The following is a 14,187-nucleotide window of genomic DNA, read 5'->3' on the forward strand; positions in this document are numbered from 1 at the left end:
GGCAAACTCAATCAGCGGCGGGTCAGCAAGACCCCGGATTCCATGTGGTGGGTCCACGGGAACTGATCGAACATTGCACAGCGGGTGATGCGGTGAGTGTCGTGCAACTGGGCGATGTTGGCGGCCAACGTTTCCGGGTTGCACGAGATGTACAGGATGTTCTCGAAGCGTCGGGTCAGCTCGCAGGTGTCCGGGTCCATGCCGGCGCGCGGCGGGTCGACGAACACGCTGCCGAACGCGTAGCTTTTCAGATCAATGCCATGCAGGCGACGGAACGGTCGCACTTCATTGAGGGCTTCGGTCAATTCCTCGGCAGACAAACGTACCAGCGTGACGTTATCCACAGCGTTTTCGCTGAGGTTACTGAGCGCGGCATTCACCGAGGTCTTGCTGATTTCGGTGGCCAGTACCTTGCGCACGCGCGTGGCCAGGGGCAGGGTGAAGTTGCCATTGCCGCAGTACAGCTCCAGCAAATCATCAGCGCGCGGGCCCAAGGCATCGTACGCCCAGTTGAGCATCTTCTGGTTCACCGTGCCGTTCGGTTGGGTAAACGCACCTTCCGGTTGGCGATAGCTGAAGGTACGACCGCCGACTTCAAGTTGTTCCACCACGTAATCGTGGCCGATCACTTCACGCTTGCCCTTGGAGCGACCGATCACGCTGACGTTGAGGTCTGTGGCCAGTTTGCTGGCCGCTGCGTGCCAGTGCTCGTCCAGCGGGCGGTGATAACACAGGGTGATCATCGCGTCGCCCGCCAGAGTGGTCAGGAACTCCACCTGGAACAGCTTGTGGCTCAGGGCCGCGCTGGCTTGCCAGGCTGCCTTGAGCTGCGGCATCAACTCATTGATGCGCAGACTGGCGATCGGGAACGCTTCGATCAGGATCGGCGTGCGTTTGTCTTCCTGGGAAAACATCGCGTAGTGTCGCTCGCCGGCTTCGCGCCACAGGCGGAACTCGGCCCGCAGGCGAAAATTGGCCAGCGGCGAGTCGAACACTGCAGGTTCTGGTGCATCGAACGGCGCCAGCAGGTCACGCAAGCGCGTGACCTTGTCCTGGAGCTGAGCGGCGTAGGCCTGGGAATCGAATGTCATGCGTTGAACCAACCCAACTTGATCACAAACAGAATCGACAGAATCACCAGGGCCGAGTTCAGCTCACGGCCACGACCGGAGAGCAGCTTGATCGCGGTCCAGGAGATAAAGCCGAATGCAATGCCGTTGGCAATGGAGTAGGTGAACGGCATCGCCAGGGCAGTAATGACCACCGGAGCGGCAACGGTGATGTCGTCCCAGTCTATTTCCGCCAGGCCCGAAGTCATCAGCACGGCGACGAACAGCAGGGCCGGCGCCGTGGCGAAGGCTGGCACGCTGCCGGCCAGCGGGGCGAAGAACAGGGCCAGCAAAAACAGGATGGCGACCACGACGGCCGTCAGGCCGGTACGGCCGCCGGCGCTGACACCCGCTGCCGATTCGATGTAACTGGTGGTAGTTGAGGTACCCAGCAGCGAACCGGCCATGGCGGCGGTACTGTCGGCGATCAGCGCACGGCCCATTTTCGGCATGTGACCGTCCTTGCCCATCAGGCCGGCGCGCTTGGCGACACCGATCAGGGTGCCGGAGTTATCGAACAGGTCGACGAACAGGAAGGCGAAGATCACGCTGACAAGGCCAATGTCCAGTGCGCCCATGATGTCCAGTTGCAGGAAGGTCGGCGCCAGCGAAGGCGGCATCGACATCACGCCACCGAACGGGGTGAAGCCCAGGGCAATGGAGGCGATGGTGACGGTCAGGATGCCGATCAGCACCGCACCGCGCACTTTCAGTGCCTCAAGGGCGACGATCATCGCAAAGCCCAGGGTCGCCAGGATCGGTGCCGGTTGTTTCAGGTCACCCAGGCCGACCATGGTGGCCGGGTTGCTGACCACGATGCCGGCGTTGTGCAGGGCGATCAGGGCCAGGAACAGGCCGATACCGGCGGCAATCGCCGAGCGCAGTGGCAGCGGGATGCTGTTGATGATCCATTCACGGATGCGGAAGATCGACAGCAGGAAGAACAGCACCGCGGAAATGAACACCGCGCCCAGTGCCACTTGCCAGGTGTGGCCCATGTGCAGCACGACGGTGTAGGTGAAGAACGCGTTCAATCCCATGCCCGGTGCCAGCGCAATCGGGTAGTTGGCGATCAGGCCCATGACGGTGGAGCCGATGGCGGCTGCCAGGCAGGTCGCGACAAACACCGCGCCCTTGTCCATGCCGGTCTCGCCGAGAATGCTCGGGTTGACGAACAGAATGTAGGCCATGGCCAGGAAGGTCGTGATACCGGCAAGAATCTCGGTACGCACGTTGGTGTTGTGTGCCTTGAGTTGAAACAGCCTTTCCAGCATCTCTGCTCCCCGTGGCGCGTCTTGCGCCGTGAATGTATCGACCTGAACAGCAAAGCACAGGCCGCTGAAGGCGCCTGGGAATTTTGTCTAGGTCGGAAAAAGCCGCGCATCATACCAGCAGCGTGGGGCAATGGCTGCTTAATGGCAGCGCTCGTCGTCGAAGTTTTGCAGTCAGGGGGAGTGGGGCATACTGCGCGCTGGCTTCGGGAGTGGTTATGTCGTCTATCAAGAGCAAGGTCGTTCGGGTATTTGGTGTGTTTGGCGCCGTGTTGCTGGGAACACAAGCCGCCACGGCGGCATCGGCACCACCGTTGACCGAAATCAAGGTGCTCAAGGTCCAGTCGCAGTCCTGTGGCCTTGAAGACATTGCCCAGGGGCAGGCGCAGACGAAGTGCGATCACCAGGGCCCCAACATCAAGCTCTATGTGCTGGAAGTCGGTTATGGACGTTCGCCCCAGGCGGGGCTGGATGGCGCTGACATCGACGGCGTGCGTACCCGGGTGTGTGCCTACGACAATGGCAACCTGACCGAGTGCTCCGGCATGGTCAGCAAAATCGTCGGCTACCTGTACATTTTTGACCTGGCTGGCAAACAGCGAGGTACGTTCACCTTCCGCAATACCTCGATCAATGCCCCGGGCCAGAGCCTGTCGACCCAGCTGTACATCAAATAGACGGCAGCGGGTCAGGACATTGACCGAACAGCTGTCGACAAAGCTGACTACGCTTTAAAGATCACCTTGTGGACGCAGACCATGACCTTTAGAGCCCTGATTACCCTTGCCGAAGGCATCGACGACCTGCAAACCGTCAGCCTGATTGACGTGTTGCGCCGGGCGAAAGTCGAAGTGGTGGTGGCCAGCATCGAGGCACGGCGCATGCTGACCTGTGCCCGAGGTACTCGCTTGACCGCCGACGCGATGCTGGTGGATGTGCTGGCACAACCGTTCGACCTGATTGTCCTGCCCGGCGGTGCCGTGGGTGCCCAGCACCTGGCGGCCCATCAACCTTTGCAGCAACTGCTCCAGGATCAGTCCGCCGCCGGACGCTGGTTCGCCGCCATCGCCGAGTCGCCGGCATTGGCTTTGCAGGCCTTTGGCGTACTGAGACAGCGGCGCATGACCTGCCTCCCCACCGTCAGCCAGCAGTTGTCCGGCTGCACCTTCATTGATCAACCCGTGGTAGTCGATGGCAATTGCATCACAGCCCAAGGCTCAGGCGCGGCCTTGGCGTTTGCCCTGATGCTGGTCGAGCAGGTGTGCGGCAAGGGGGTCAGGGCGAAGGTGGCAGGGGACTTGCTGGCCTGACCTCCACCGTTGATGCGCCGGCTTGCCCAGCCGGCATGTGCATGCGATCCCGATTGGCCAGGGTGGGGAACAACTTGATCCAGGCCCCGGTGACCAGCAGGGTGCCGATTCCGCCCATGACCACGGCCGGCACGGTGCCGAACCAGTGGGCCGTCACACCGGACTCGAACTCACCCAGCTGATTCGACGCACCAATGAACAAGCCGTTGACCGCGCTGACCCGACCACGCATCTCGTCGGGCGTCTCCAGTTGCACGAAGGAGGCGCGGATCACCATGCTGATCATGTCCGCCGCCCCCAGCACGACCAGCACCGCCAGGGAGAACCAGAACGAGGTCGACAGGCCGAAGGCAATGGTCGCCACACCGAATACACCCACGGCGCTGAACATCACCCGTCCCACCTTGCGCTCCACGGTAAACCGGGCCAGCCAGAGCGACATCAGCAAGGCGCCGACCGCCGGAGCCGAGCGCAACAGGCCCAGCCCCCATGGGCCGGTCAACAGGATGTCTTTGGCGAATACCGGCAGCAGGGCGGTGGCGCCACCGAGCAGTACCGCGAACAAGTCCAGCGAGATCGCCCCCAGAATGTCCGGCCGGCTGCGGATGAAACGCACGCCGGCGAGCAATGAATCCAGGGTCGCCTTGCCCTTGTTCAGCGGCGTCTGGCGGGCGGGCAGGTTGAGCATCAACGTGCAGGCGATGAGATACAGAATCACCGTCGGGCCGTAGACCCAGACACTGCCGAACGCATACAGCAAGCCACCCAGGGCCGGGGCCACGATGGTGGCCGATTGTTGCGCCGACTGCGCCGCGGCAACGGCGCGGGGGAACAGGGCGGAAGGCACGATACTGGGGAGCAGGGCCTGGGTGGTCGGCATTTCGAATGAACGAGCCGCACCGAGCACAAAGGCGAGGATAAAGATCATCTCGCGGGTGACATGGTCGGTGGCGCTGCCGATGGCCAGGGCGATGGCAATCATTGCCTGCAGCGACTGACAGAGGGCAGCGACCTGGCGCCGGTCATAGCGGTCCGCCACGTGCCCGGTGTGCAACATGAACAGCACCCGAGGGGCGAACTCCACCAGCCCGACCAGGCCCAGGTCCAGCACGTTGCCGGTGAGTTGGTAAAGGTTCCAACCGATGGCCACGGTGAGCATCTGGAAGCCGCTGGCGGTAAAAATCCGGGCGAGCCAGAACGCCATGAACGGTCGTTGGTGGCGTAACAGCAGAGGCTCTGGGCTGGGCATTGGCAGGCAGGTCCGAGCGGGAAGACGCCGAGATTATCATCAAGTTGTAACTAATGGTTGCGGTGATCGGCCTGCAGCTCGTTTGCCATTTAACGGACGGCACTGAGGCAACCTGTCACGCGGCAAAAGACCACACGCGTCAGCCGCGAAAATGGGACTACTCTTTCATCGTTACTTGATCCAGATCAAAGCCCTTGGCGGAATTGTTCTGACGGCCAGATGGCCAGACTCCCTGCGTTGTGATGCGTGTATAAAAAGAACGAAGTTGAATTCGCCACATTCCATATCCGTGGGGGCGGTGGGTGCAGGCCCGGTGTCTGCAGCCGTAATACCTGACAGAGGAAGACTTATGTTCGGTTTGGAGGCACTTGATCTCGCCCGAATTCAGTTCGCGTTCACCATCTCATTCCACATCCTGTTCCCGGCGATCACCATCGGCCTGGCGAGTTACCTGGCGGTGCTCGAAGGTCTGTGGCTGAAAACCCACAACAACACCTACCGCGACCTGTACCACTTCTGGTCGAAGATCTTTGCCGTCAACTTCGGCATGGGGGTCGTCTCCGGATTGGTCATGGCCTATCAGTTCGGTACCAACTGGAGTCGTTTCTCGGACTTCGCCGGTTCCGTCACGGGTCCCTTGCTGACCTATGAAGTGCTCACGGCGTTCTTCCTGGAAGCCGGTTTCCTGGGCGTCATGCTGTTCGGTTGGAACAAGGTGGGGCGCAAGCTGCACTTCTTCGCCACGGTCATGGTTGCCATCGGCACGCTGATCTCGACCTTCTGGATCCTGGCCTCCAACAGCTGGATGCAAACCCCGCAGGGTTACGAAATCGTCAACGGCCAGGTCATTCCAGTGGACTGGATCGCGGTGATTTTCAACCCCTCGTTCCCTTATCGCCTGATGCACATGGCCACGGCAGCCTTTGTCGCGACGGCGTTCTTTGTCGGCTCGTCAGCCGCCTGGCACCTGCTGCGCGGTCGTGATAACCCGGCGATCCGTACCATGCTGTCGATGGCCATGTGGATGGCCTTGATCGTCGCGCCGATCCAGGCGGTGATCGGTGACTTTCACGGGCTCAACACCCTCAAGCACCAACCCGCGAAAATCGCGGCGATCGAAGGCCACTGGGAAAACCATGGTAACGAAGCGACACCATTGATCCTGTTCGGCTGGCCGGACATGAAGGAAGAGAGAACCAAGTACGCGGTCGAGATTCCGTACCTGGGCAGCCTGATCCTGACCCACTCGCTGGACAAACAGGTCCCGGCGCTCAAGGAGTTCCCGCCTGAAGACCGGCCGAACTCGACCATCGTGTTCTGGTCGTTCCGGATCATGGTCGGGCTGGGCATGCTGATGATTTTCACCGGCCTGTGGAGCTTGTGGCTGCGCAAGCGCGACACGTTGTATTCCAACCGTGCGTTCCTGTACCTGACGTTGTGGATGGGACCTTCGGGCCTGATTGCGATTCTCGCGGGCTGGTTCACTACGGAAATCGGTCGTCAGCCGTGGGTGGTGTACGGGTTGATGCGTACCGCCGATGGCTCCTCCAACCATAGCGTGGTGCAAATGAGCATCACCCTGGCACTGTTTGTCGTGGTGTATTTCTCGCTGTTTGGTGCAGGGCTGGGCTACATGATGCGCCTGGTGCGCAAAGGTCCGGAACTCAACGAAGGTGCCGAACCGAGCCACGGTGGCCCCGGTCAGCATCGCACACCGGCCCGTCCGCTTTCCGCTGCCGATGGCGGTGCTGAAAGTGACCACGGCGACAGCCTGAACAAGGGGAACTGAGTCATGGGTATTGATCTTCCGCTGATCTGGGCCGTGATCATCATCTTCGGCATCATGATGTACGTGGTCATGGACGGCTTCGACCTGGGGATCGGGATTCTCTTCCCGTTCATCAAGGGTAAGAGCGACCGTGACGTGATGATGAACACCGTGGCGCCGGTCTGGGACGGTAATGAAACCTGGCTGGTGCTGGGCGGGGCGGCCTTGTTCGGGGCCTTCCCGCTGGCGTATTCGGTGGTGCTGTCGGCGTTGTACCTGCCGCTGATCCTGATGCTGGTCGGGCTGATTTTCCGGGGCGTGGCCTTCGAGTTCCGCTTCAAGGCCAAGGACGACAAGCGCCATCTCTGGGACAAGGCATTTATCGGTGGCTCGATCACCGCGACCTTCTTCCAGGGCGTGGCCCTCGGTGCATTCATCGACGGTTTCCCGGTGGTTGATCGGCAGTTCGCCGGCGGCACGCTGGACTGGCTCACGCCGTTCACGCTGTTCTGTGGCGTGGCACTGGTGGTGGCGTATGCACTGCTGGGGTGTACCTGGCTGATCATGAAAACCGAAGGCAAACTGCAGCAGCAGATGCATGACCTGGCACGGCCACTGGCGCTGGTACTACTGGCGGTGATCGGGATCGTCAGTATCTGGACCCCGCTGGCCCATGCCGAGATCGCCGCGCGCTGGTTCACCTTGCCTAACCTGTTCTGGTTCCTGCCGGTGCCGATCCTGGTGCTGGTCACCCTGTACGGATTACTGCGTGCCGTGGCCCGCAATGCCCACTACACGCCGTTCCTGCTGACCCTGGTGCTGATCTTCCTCGGCTACAGCGGTCTGGGTATCAGCCTGTGGCCGAATATCGTGCCACCGTCGATTTCGATCTGGGACGCCGCCGCGCCGCCACAAAGCCAGGGGTTCATGCTGGTCGGCACGTTGTTCATCATTCCGTTTATCCTGGGCTACACCTTCTGGAGCTACTACGTGTTCCGCGGCAAGGTGACCCATGAAGACGGTTACCACTAGTCACGCACACGCTGTAGGCGTTGGCCTGCCAGCGAAGGCGATCTGCGTGACGCCATCGCCGGCCAGCCGGCTCCCACACAGAACGCTCAACACGAGGCGTACGGTTATGGCTGACAAGCATTCTTTGCAGGAAATCGAACAGGCGGAAAAGAAGCCGCTCTGGCAGCGGCTCGGCTGGCTGGCAATGATCTGGACGGGCAGTGTGCTTGCGTTGTTTGTCGTGGCAAGCCTCATGCGCCTGTTCATGAATGCCGCAGGCCTGAGCACTCACTGAACACCCGAACATCCCATCCCGTTGCCTAACGGCGCGGATTTATAACCCTCCATTGGAGGGTTTTTTTTGCCTGGATGCCAGGCGTTATTTTCGGGCTTTGAGGATCACGAATTTCGGGGTGGCCGCGACTTGTTCGACGCCGCGGAACAGCCGTGCCAGCTTGCTGTGATAGCCCAGGTGCCGATTGCCGACGATGTACAATGCGCCCCCGACCACCAAGGCTTCGCGAGCTTGTTGAAACATGCGCCAGGCCAGGAAATCACCCACCACCTGTTGCTGGTGGAACGGTGGATTGCACAGCACCACGTCCAGCGATTGCGGCTCTTGCCCCGCCAGGCCATCGCCCGCCCGCACGATCACTTCGCGGTCACCCAGGGCGGCCTGCCAGTTTTCAGCGGCGGACTGCACGGCCATGAACGACTCGTCCACCAGCGTGTATTGGGCTTGCGGATTGTGCAGGGCGCTGGCGATGGCCAGTACACCGTTGCCGCACCCCAGGTCGGCGACTCGCGCGGTGCCAAGGTTTTTCGGCAAATGGGGGAGAAACGCCCGCGTACCGATGTCCAGGCCTTCGCGACAGAACACGTTGGCATGGTTGAGCAGTTCGATGGCGGGTTCGTCGAGCGTGTAACGCGTCGGGTACGGCGATGGCACAACGGGTCTGGCCTGCGGGGTAGCAATCAGCAAGCGGGCTTTCTTGACGGCAAGGGATGCCTGCATCGGACCGATGTAGCGTTCCAGCAGGTCTCCCGCCGCCCTTGGCAGGTGTTTGACCATGGCGGCGGCCACCACTTGAGCGCCGGGTGCCAGTTGCCCTTGCAGGCGAATCAGTTGCTCTTCCAGCAAGGCAAGGGTCTTGGGAACCCGGATCAGGACCCGGTCGAATGGGCCGACCAGCGGAGCGCTGGCAGGTAACACCGAGACGGCGTCAAAGGGCAGGCCATTACGAACCAGGTTCTTTTCCAGGGCCTGGGCGGCCAGGAACGAGTCGCCGCTGCTGGTGAGTGAAACCTTGCCGACCAGGCTCGCCGCCAATGCACCAAAACTGTCGTTGAGCACCAGAACCCGGGTAGTGGCGGCAGGTTGCTGCTCGGCCAGGTGGTTGAGCAAGTATTCGTCAGCCGCGTCGAAGGCTTGCAGCGGTTCGTTTTGCTGTTCCGGCTGGCGAATTAGGTCGAGTTGGGCGAAGGGCGTTTCAAGCAGGGGCATGGGGCGGGGGCTCTGGGTAATCAACGGGTGTCCCGCTGCTGTGCATGGGTGAAATGCTGGCGGACCGACTTGAGCGGACAGCGGTGTGTGACGTGGGGGGCATCACTCAGTCGGGGGGGCAAATGGTACGTTTTTTTCTTCAGGATTACTCGCAGGTTTTTCTCCTGCACCCTGTGCGCCTCAATGCTCGGAGGTGGGGAATAGCTTAAAACATATGATATTTGGCGGCCCGTACCACGGCGGAAATCTTGTTGTTCACCCCCAGTTTCTTGATCGCGCTGCTGACGTGGAAGTGCACCGTTCGTTCAGTCAGGCAGAGGATGATGGCGATTTCCGAGGCGGTCTTGCCATCAGCCGACCACTTCAGGACTTCAATTTCCCGTGGTGACAGATAAACCTGAGTGTCGCAGGCTGTGTGATTGCCTGACAGCTTTTCGATGGCCAAGGCATAGAGTTTTTGGCTGATGAGGGTCGCGTAGCCGAGGTGTTCATAGAGTTCGTAAACGCTCAGCCGACGATGACTGCGGGCCATGCTGAGAATTCCGATACTCGGGTTGTTCCGATCATGCGCGGGCTGTGACCAGCCGTTTTGCAAACCTTGATCCAGCAGCGCCTGCCAGAGGTCAGGGGTTTTTGCAAAAGTCGCGCTGTCCCAGAGAATGGGCAGCATCGAGTGGTTGCAATGAGCGACTATCGGGTCGATCGAGCAGTAGTTTTTCTGTTTGTATTGTGTGTTCCATTCGTGTGGGTAATTGTTGAGGTTTATAGTGTTTGAGCGGTGGTTCAGGCTGCAAGAAGTCATTGAAAAACAACAGTATTCATAACCAAGATTGTTGAGGAAGTTGAGTGCGGTCTTATAAGCCGATTCAATGCTTGATACGCAAGCCAATTGTTTCAGTTGCGTTTCTATCCAGATCTCCATTGATCACTCTCCGTGTGTCTGCTTCATGAGCGCTGATTGCGTCCTAATATTGGCAGGCCTGAGTGTAGGAGATGTCCCTCTGTGGTTGTACGATTTTTTAGCTATTGGATCCAAATTTTTTGTAGATGAATAGTTATTAGCGTGGAGGCTTTGTAACGGTCGTTTACATTTGTGTTTAATTTGGGTGTGGTGTGATTCGTTAGCTTTAAGAAATGACAGAGGGACGTCTGTTCGGTTGTTATTTTGTTAAGCGTTGGTCAGTGTTATTCGGGTTGATTGTTTATCTGTTTGGTTAATTTGTCGTTGTCTGAGGAGTAATGCCACTACAATTCGACGGTGTTCCTGCGCTTGGCTTTGCGGGACACTGGGCTCATCAGACCTACGGAGCCCCCCATGACCGCCAGCGAAGAGAAGTTCACCCGTCAGACCCTGCTTGATGTCCAGCCGCTGACTCCGAGTCTGTTCACCTTGCGCGCCACCCGGGATCCAGGCTTTCGCTTTCGGGCCGGGCAGTTTGCCCGCCTGGGCGTCACCAAGGCCGATGGCAGTACCGTGTGGCGCGCGTATTCCATGGTGTCTGCGCCCCATGACGAGTTTCTCGAATTCTTTTCCATTGTCGTACCCGGGGGCGAATTCACCAGCGAGCTCAGTCGCCTGGAGGCAGGCGATACGTTGATGGTCGATCGTCAGGCCTTTGGCTACCTGACCCTGGATCGATTTGTCGACGGGCGTGATCTGTGGCTGTTGTCCACGGGCACGGGGATTGCCCCTTTCCTGTCGATCCTGCAGGACTTCGAGGTGTGGGAGCGGTACGAGCGGATCATTCTGGTGTACAGCGTGCGCGAAGCCCGGGAGTTGGCGTACCAGGCATTGATCGAGGGGTTGGCCGGGCGTGAGTACCTGGCGGAATACGCGCACAAGTTGCAGTTCATTGCCACGGTGACCCGCGAGCAACACCCGGGGGCGCTGAGCGGTCGAATTACCCACTTGATCGAGAATGGCGAGCTGGAGCGGGCGGCGGGCGTCGAGCTGACGGCCGAGCACTCGCGGGTGATGCTGTGTGGCAATCCACAAATGATCGATGACACCCGTCAACTGCTCAAGGCGCGTGACATGCAACTGAGCCTGAGTCGTCGCCCGGGTCAGGTGGCGGTCGAGAACTACTGGTAATGGAAGAACGGCGCCACCAGGCGCCGTTTGTTGTGGCCCTCAGGGTTTGTTGTTTTGCGCCTTGAGCAGGTCGCGGATCTCACTCAGCAGGACTTCTTCCTGGGTCGGAACCGGTGGCGCGCTAGGGGCTGCGGCTTCTTCGCGCTTGAGCTGGTTGATGGCTTTCACGCCCATGAAGATGGCGAATGCAACGATCACGAAGTCGATGATGCTCTGGATGAATTTGCCGTAGGCCAGCATCACGGCCGGGGCTTCGCCCTGCGCCGCCTTCAGGGTGATGGCCAGGTCCCCGAAGTCCACCCCACCGATCAGCAGGCCGATGGGTGGCATGACCACGTCACCGACGAACGATGTAACGATTTTGCCGAACGCGGCGCCGATGATGATACCGACGGCCATGTCGACCACATTCCCTTTGACCGCGAAGGCCTTGAATTCACTTATCACGCCCATGGGTTAATCCTTGTTACAGATGAGGTTGGTGAACGCAGTGTAAATCAGCAAACCGGGTCTTGCTCGACCTGTGTGATCGCTGCGGGCGTAGCTATCGACCGGCTTGCTGGCAAATAGTTTACAAAGTGCCATCAGGTGGGCGTCGGGAACGAGGGCCATTTCCTTGGGTTCTGGTTGCTGAGTTGGGATCTTGGTGTGGGTTTGTTTGGCGTTATAGCGTGTCATGTTGGACAGGTAGGGGGGAAGCCGATGGCGCGAGTTGAAGTTACTATTGGGGGATAAACGCTCGGGTTTAACATGCACCAATAGTTACGCACAGAATGGAAGTGTTGGGTTTTTGTAAGGTGGCGATAAAAACTGTACATAAGTTAATTTGATTTTTAAGGTTTGTATAAGAATAATGGTCTGTTTGAGGAGGGGTGTTGACGGTTGTTAGACAGAAGTTTGACGAATAGGGTTGCTTTGTAGAACATTTGCCTGTGAGTGTGTCTCTGATTATGGGAGCGGATTAACCGCGTTATTTATAAGGTTTAGCGCTCGACACTCTCTTATGTTATTCACTGGCAATACACGCCAGTGAATAGGGCAGCGGCCATCCGGACATTGCACGGCACTTTGCCAACTGGGCTATCATCGCCTTTTTTTTCGGGGGTTCAGATGGCCAAGGCCAAGCGCATGTACGGCTGCACCGAGTGCGGCTCGACCTTTCCCAAGTGGGCCGGCCAATGTGGAGAATGCGGAGCCTGGAACACCCTGACCGAAACCCTGGTGGAAAGTGGTGGTGCGGCCGCACCCAGCGGTCGTACCGGCTGGGCCGGGCAACAGGCGCAGATCAAGACGCTGGCCGAAGTCAGTGTCGAGGAAATCCCGCGGTTTTCCACCGCGTCCGGTGAGCTGGACCGTGTGCTGGGTGGCGGCCTGGTTGACGGCTCTGTCGTACTGATTGGCGGCGACCCGGGCATCGGCAAGTCGACCATTCTCCTGCAAACCCTGTGCAACCTGGCGATGCGCATGCCGGCGCTCTATGTCACTGGCGAAGAATCCCAGCAGCAAGTGGCCATGCGTGCCCGGCGTCTGGGGCTGCCCCAGGACCAATTGCGGGTGATGACCGAAACCTGCATCGAAACCATCATCGCCACGGCGCGGGTGGAAAAGCCCAAGGTCATGGTGATCGATTCGATCCAGACGATTTTCACCGAGCAATTGCAGTCGGCGCCGGGCGGTGTGTCCCAGGTGCGCGAAAGTGCGGCGTTGCTGGTGCGTTATGCCAAGCAAAGTGGCACGGCGATCTTCCTGGTCGGTCACGTGACCAAGGAAGGCGCGTTGGCAGGGCCGCGGGTGCTGGAGCACATGGTCGACACCGTGCTGTATTTCGAAGGTGAGTCGGATGGGCGTTTGCGCCTGTTGCGCGCGGTGAAGAACCGTTTCGGGGCCGTCAACGAACTGGGCGTGTTCGGCATGACCGACAAGGGCTTGAAGGAAGTCTCCAACCCGTCGGCGATCTTTCTCACGCGGGCCCAGGAAGAAGTGCCGGGCAGCGTGGTGATGGCGACGTGGGAAGGGACCCGGCCCATGTTGGTTGAAGTGCAGGCGCTGGTGGACGACAGTCACCTGGCAAACCCGCGCCGGGTGACCCTGGGCCTGGATCAGAATCGCCTGGCCATGCTCCTGGCGGTCCTGCACCGCCACGGCGGAATCCCGACCCATGATCAGGATGTGTTCCTTAATGTGGTCGGTGGGGTCAAGGTGCTGGAGACGGCTTCGGACCTGGCGTTGATGGCGGCGGTCATGTCCAGTTTGCGCAACCGTCCATTGCCCCATGATCTGCTGGTGTTCGGCGAAGTCGGGCTGTCCGGTGAAGTACGGCCGGTGCCCAGCGGTCAGGAGCGTCTGAAGGAAGCGGCCAAGCACGGCTTCAAGCGTGCCATCGTGCCCAAGGGCAATGCGCCGAAGGAAGCCCCCGCCGGGTTGAAGATCATCGCGGTCAGCCGTCTGGAGCAGGCGCTGGACGCTTTGTTCGAATAGCGCTCAGGCGTCGATCAGCGCGCCCAGCTCTCGTTCCAGTTCGGTCGGGTCACCCAGGTTCAGTTCGATCAGCCGTCGCAGGCTGCTGACGGACTCCAGGCTGATGTAGCGGCAGACGAATCCGAGCTGGCCGTGCTCCTCATGGGTGAGTTGCACGTCCATGCGGATCTCGGCTTCCTCGCTCAAGTGGATATCGACCGAAAACATTTTGTTCGCGTCACCTGACCAGGGTTCCGGGCGTTCGACCAGCAACCCTTTGAGGGACAGGTCGATCAACTTCACCGGCCAATGGTTCGGACCCTGGATCAGTTCAGTCCTGGCATCGAAGGCGATGCGTTTGAAACGGCGACGATTGGCAGCGTGCTTGCTCATGGCGCAGTCCTCGGGTAGTACGC

14 protein-coding genes are annotated in these 14,187 nt (G+C 59.8%); 7 read left to right on the forward strand and 7 right to left on the reverse strand.

The window, feature by feature from the left end; genetic code table 11:
* Positions 1-11: 11 nt before the first annotated feature.
* Positions 12-1,091, reverse strand: coding sequence for a tRNA (uridine(54)-C5)-methyltransferase TrmA (gene trmA, locus CKW07_RS14090; RefSeq protein WP_095145444.1), 1,080 nt, complete (start codon positions 1,089-1,091; stop codon positions 12-14).
* On the reverse strand, positions 1,088-2,383 hold the full coding sequence (locus CKW07_RS14095) for an NCS2 family permease (protein WP_095145445.1): 1,296 nt from the start codon (positions 2,381-2,383) through the stop codon (positions 1,088-1,090). Before CKW07_RS14095 ends, trmA begins: the two co-directional genes overlap by 4 nt.
* 215 nt (positions 2,384-2,598) lie before the next feature.
* Here CKW07_RS14095 and CKW07_RS14100 point away from each other — a divergent pair, with 215 nt between their 5' ends.
* Complete coding sequence (locus CKW07_RS14100; protein ID WP_095145446.1) at positions 2,599-3,057, forward strand: DUF4879 domain-containing protein; 459 nt, start codon at positions 2,599-2,601, stop codon at positions 3,055-3,057.
* An 81-nt stretch (positions 3,058-3,138) separates the two neighbouring features.
* Positions 3,139-3,690, forward strand: coding sequence for a DJ-1 family glyoxalase III (locus CKW07_RS14105; protein ID WP_095145447.1), 552 nt, complete (start codon positions 3,139-3,141; stop codon positions 3,688-3,690).
* On the opposite strand, the gene CKW07_RS14110 is transcribed toward CKW07_RS14105, so the two are convergent.
* Positions 3,656-4,939 (reverse strand): MFS transporter, encoded by a 1,284-nt coding sequence (locus CKW07_RS14110; protein ID WP_095145448.1) that lies wholly within the window; start codon positions 4,937-4,939, stop codon positions 3,656-3,658. The genes CKW07_RS14105 and CKW07_RS14110 overlap by 35 nt on opposite strands.
* Positions 4,940-5,288: 349 nt before the next feature.
* On the opposite strand from CKW07_RS14110, the gene CKW07_RS14115 reads away from it, so the two are divergent.
* The 3 genes from CKW07_RS14115 (at position 5,289) to CKW07_RS14125 (ending at position 8,013) form a co-directional block, all read left to right on the forward strand.
* A complete protein-coding gene (locus CKW07_RS14115) occupies positions 5,289-6,728 on the forward strand; it encodes a cytochrome ubiquinol oxidase subunit I (protein WP_095145449.1) in 1,440 nt (479 codons plus the stop codon).
* A 3-nt stretch (positions 6,729-6,731) separates the two neighbouring features.
* Positions 6,732-7,739, forward strand: a complete 1,008-nt coding sequence (cydB, locus tag CKW07_RS14120; protein WP_095145450.1) for a cytochrome d ubiquinol oxidase subunit II — start codon at positions 6,732-6,734, stop codon at positions 7,737-7,739.
* A gap of 106 nt (positions 7,740-7,845) precedes the next feature.
* Positions 7,846-8,013: a DUF2474 domain-containing protein gene (locus CKW07_RS14125; protein ID WP_095145451.1), complete on the forward strand. Its 168-nt coding sequence runs from the start codon at positions 7,846-7,848 to the stop codon at positions 8,011-8,013.
* 84 nt (positions 8,014-8,097) lie between these two features.
* Here the strand turns inward: CKW07_RS14125 and CKW07_RS14130 are convergent, their stop codons facing one another.
* Together CKW07_RS14130 and CKW07_RS14135 are read right to left on the reverse strand one after the other, a co-directional pair.
* Entirely contained in the window at positions 8,098-9,222 is a 1,125-nt protein-coding gene (locus CKW07_RS14130) for a methyltransferase (RefSeq protein ID WP_095145452.1), read from the reverse strand.
* Positions 9,223-9,427: 205 nt separating this feature from the next.
* Positions 9,428-10,144 (reverse strand): autoinducer binding domain-containing protein, encoded by a 717-nt coding sequence (locus CKW07_RS14135; protein WP_095145453.1) that lies wholly within the window; start codon positions 10,142-10,144, stop codon positions 9,428-9,430.
* Positions 10,145-10,537: 393 nt separating this feature from the next.
* Here CKW07_RS14135 and CKW07_RS14140 point away from each other — a divergent pair, with 393 nt between their 5' ends.
* Positions 10,538-11,314, forward strand: a complete 777-nt coding sequence (locus CKW07_RS14140) for a ferredoxin--NADP reductase (protein ID WP_095145454.1) — start codon at positions 10,538-10,540, stop codon at positions 11,312-11,314.
* A 39-nt stretch (positions 11,315-11,353) separates the two neighbouring features.
* On the opposite strand, the gene mscL is transcribed toward CKW07_RS14140, so the two are convergent.
* Entirely contained in the window at positions 11,354-11,767 is a 414-nt protein-coding gene (gene mscL / locus CKW07_RS14145) for a large-conductance mechanosensitive channel protein MscL (RefSeq protein WP_095145455.1), read from the reverse strand.
* Between the two features lie 657 nt (positions 11,768-12,424).
* Here mscL and radA point away from each other — a divergent pair.
* On the forward strand, positions 12,425-13,792 hold the full coding sequence (radA, locus tag CKW07_RS14150; RefSeq protein WP_095080693.1) for a DNA repair protein RadA: 1,368 nt from the start codon (positions 12,425-12,427) through the stop codon (positions 13,790-13,792).
* A 3-nt stretch (positions 13,793-13,795) separates the two neighbouring features.
* Here radA and CKW07_RS14155 read toward each other — a convergent pair whose 3' ends face one another.
* Positions 13,796-14,164 carry a PilZ domain-containing protein gene (locus CKW07_RS14155; RefSeq protein WP_095145456.1) on the reverse strand — a complete coding sequence of 123 codons (369 nt, stop codon included), beginning with the start codon at positions 14,162-14,164 and terminating at the stop codon, positions 13,796-13,798.
* Positions 14,165-14,187: the final 23 nt, after the last annotated feature.

The organism is Pseudomonas sp. Irchel s3b6, from assembly GCF_900187415.1.
Classification (GTDB): domain Bacteria; phylum Pseudomonadota; class Gammaproteobacteria; order Pseudomonadales; family Pseudomonadaceae; genus Aquipseudomonas.

Excerpts from the sequence above, each read along its gene's own strand:
- radA (WP_095080693.1), top strand. The coding sequence starts at position 12,425 with ATGGCCAAGGCCAAGCGCATGTACGGCTGCACCGAGTGCGGCTCGACC.
- CKW07_RS14125 (WP_095145451.1), top strand. The coding sequence starts at position 7,846 with ATGGCTGACAAGCATTCTTTGCAGGAAATCGAACAGGCGGAAAAGAAG.
- CKW07_RS14115 (WP_095145449.1), top strand. The coding sequence starts at position 5,289 with ATGTTCGGTTTGGAGGCACTTGATCTCGCCCGAATTCAGTTCGCGTTC.
- trmA (WP_095145444.1), bottom strand. The coding sequence starts at position 1,091 with ATGACATTCGATTCCCAGGCCTACGCCGCTCAGCTCCAGGACAAGGTC.
- CKW07_RS14135 (WP_095145453.1), bottom strand. The coding sequence starts at position 10,144 with ATGGAGATCTGGATAGAAACGCAACTGAAACAATTGGCTTGCGTATCA.
- CKW07_RS14100 (WP_095145446.1), top strand. The coding sequence starts at position 2,599 with ATGTCGTCTATCAAGAGCAAGGTCGTTCGGGTATTTGGTGTGTTTGGC.
- CKW07_RS14155 (WP_095145456.1), bottom strand. The coding sequence starts at position 14,164 with ATGAGCAAGCACGCTGCCAATCGTCGCCGTTTCAAACGCATCGCCTTC.
- CKW07_RS14110 (WP_095145448.1), bottom strand. The coding sequence starts at position 4,939 with ATGCCCAGCCCAGAGCCTCTGCTGTTACGCCACCAACGACCGTTCATG.
- cydB (WP_095145450.1), top strand. The coding sequence starts at position 6,732 with ATGGGTATTGATCTTCCGCTGATCTGGGCCGTGATCATCATCTTCGGC.
- CKW07_RS14095 (WP_095145445.1), bottom strand. The coding sequence starts at position 2,383 with ATGCTGGAAAGGCTGTTTCAACTCAAGGCACACAACACCAACGTGCGT.
- mscL (WP_095145455.1), bottom strand. The coding sequence starts at position 11,767 with ATGGGCGTGATAAGTGAATTCAAGGCCTTCGCGGTCAAAGGGAATGTG.
- CKW07_RS14105 (WP_095145447.1), top strand. The coding sequence starts at position 3,139 with ATGACCTTTAGAGCCCTGATTACCCTTGCCGAAGGCATCGACGACCTG.
- CKW07_RS14140 (WP_095145454.1), top strand. The coding sequence starts at position 10,538 with ATGACCGCCAGCGAAGAGAAGTTCACCCGTCAGACCCTGCTTGATGTC.
- CKW07_RS14130 (WP_095145452.1), bottom strand. The coding sequence starts at position 9,222 with ATGCCCCTGCTTGAAACGCCCTTCGCCCAACTCGACCTAATTCGCCAG.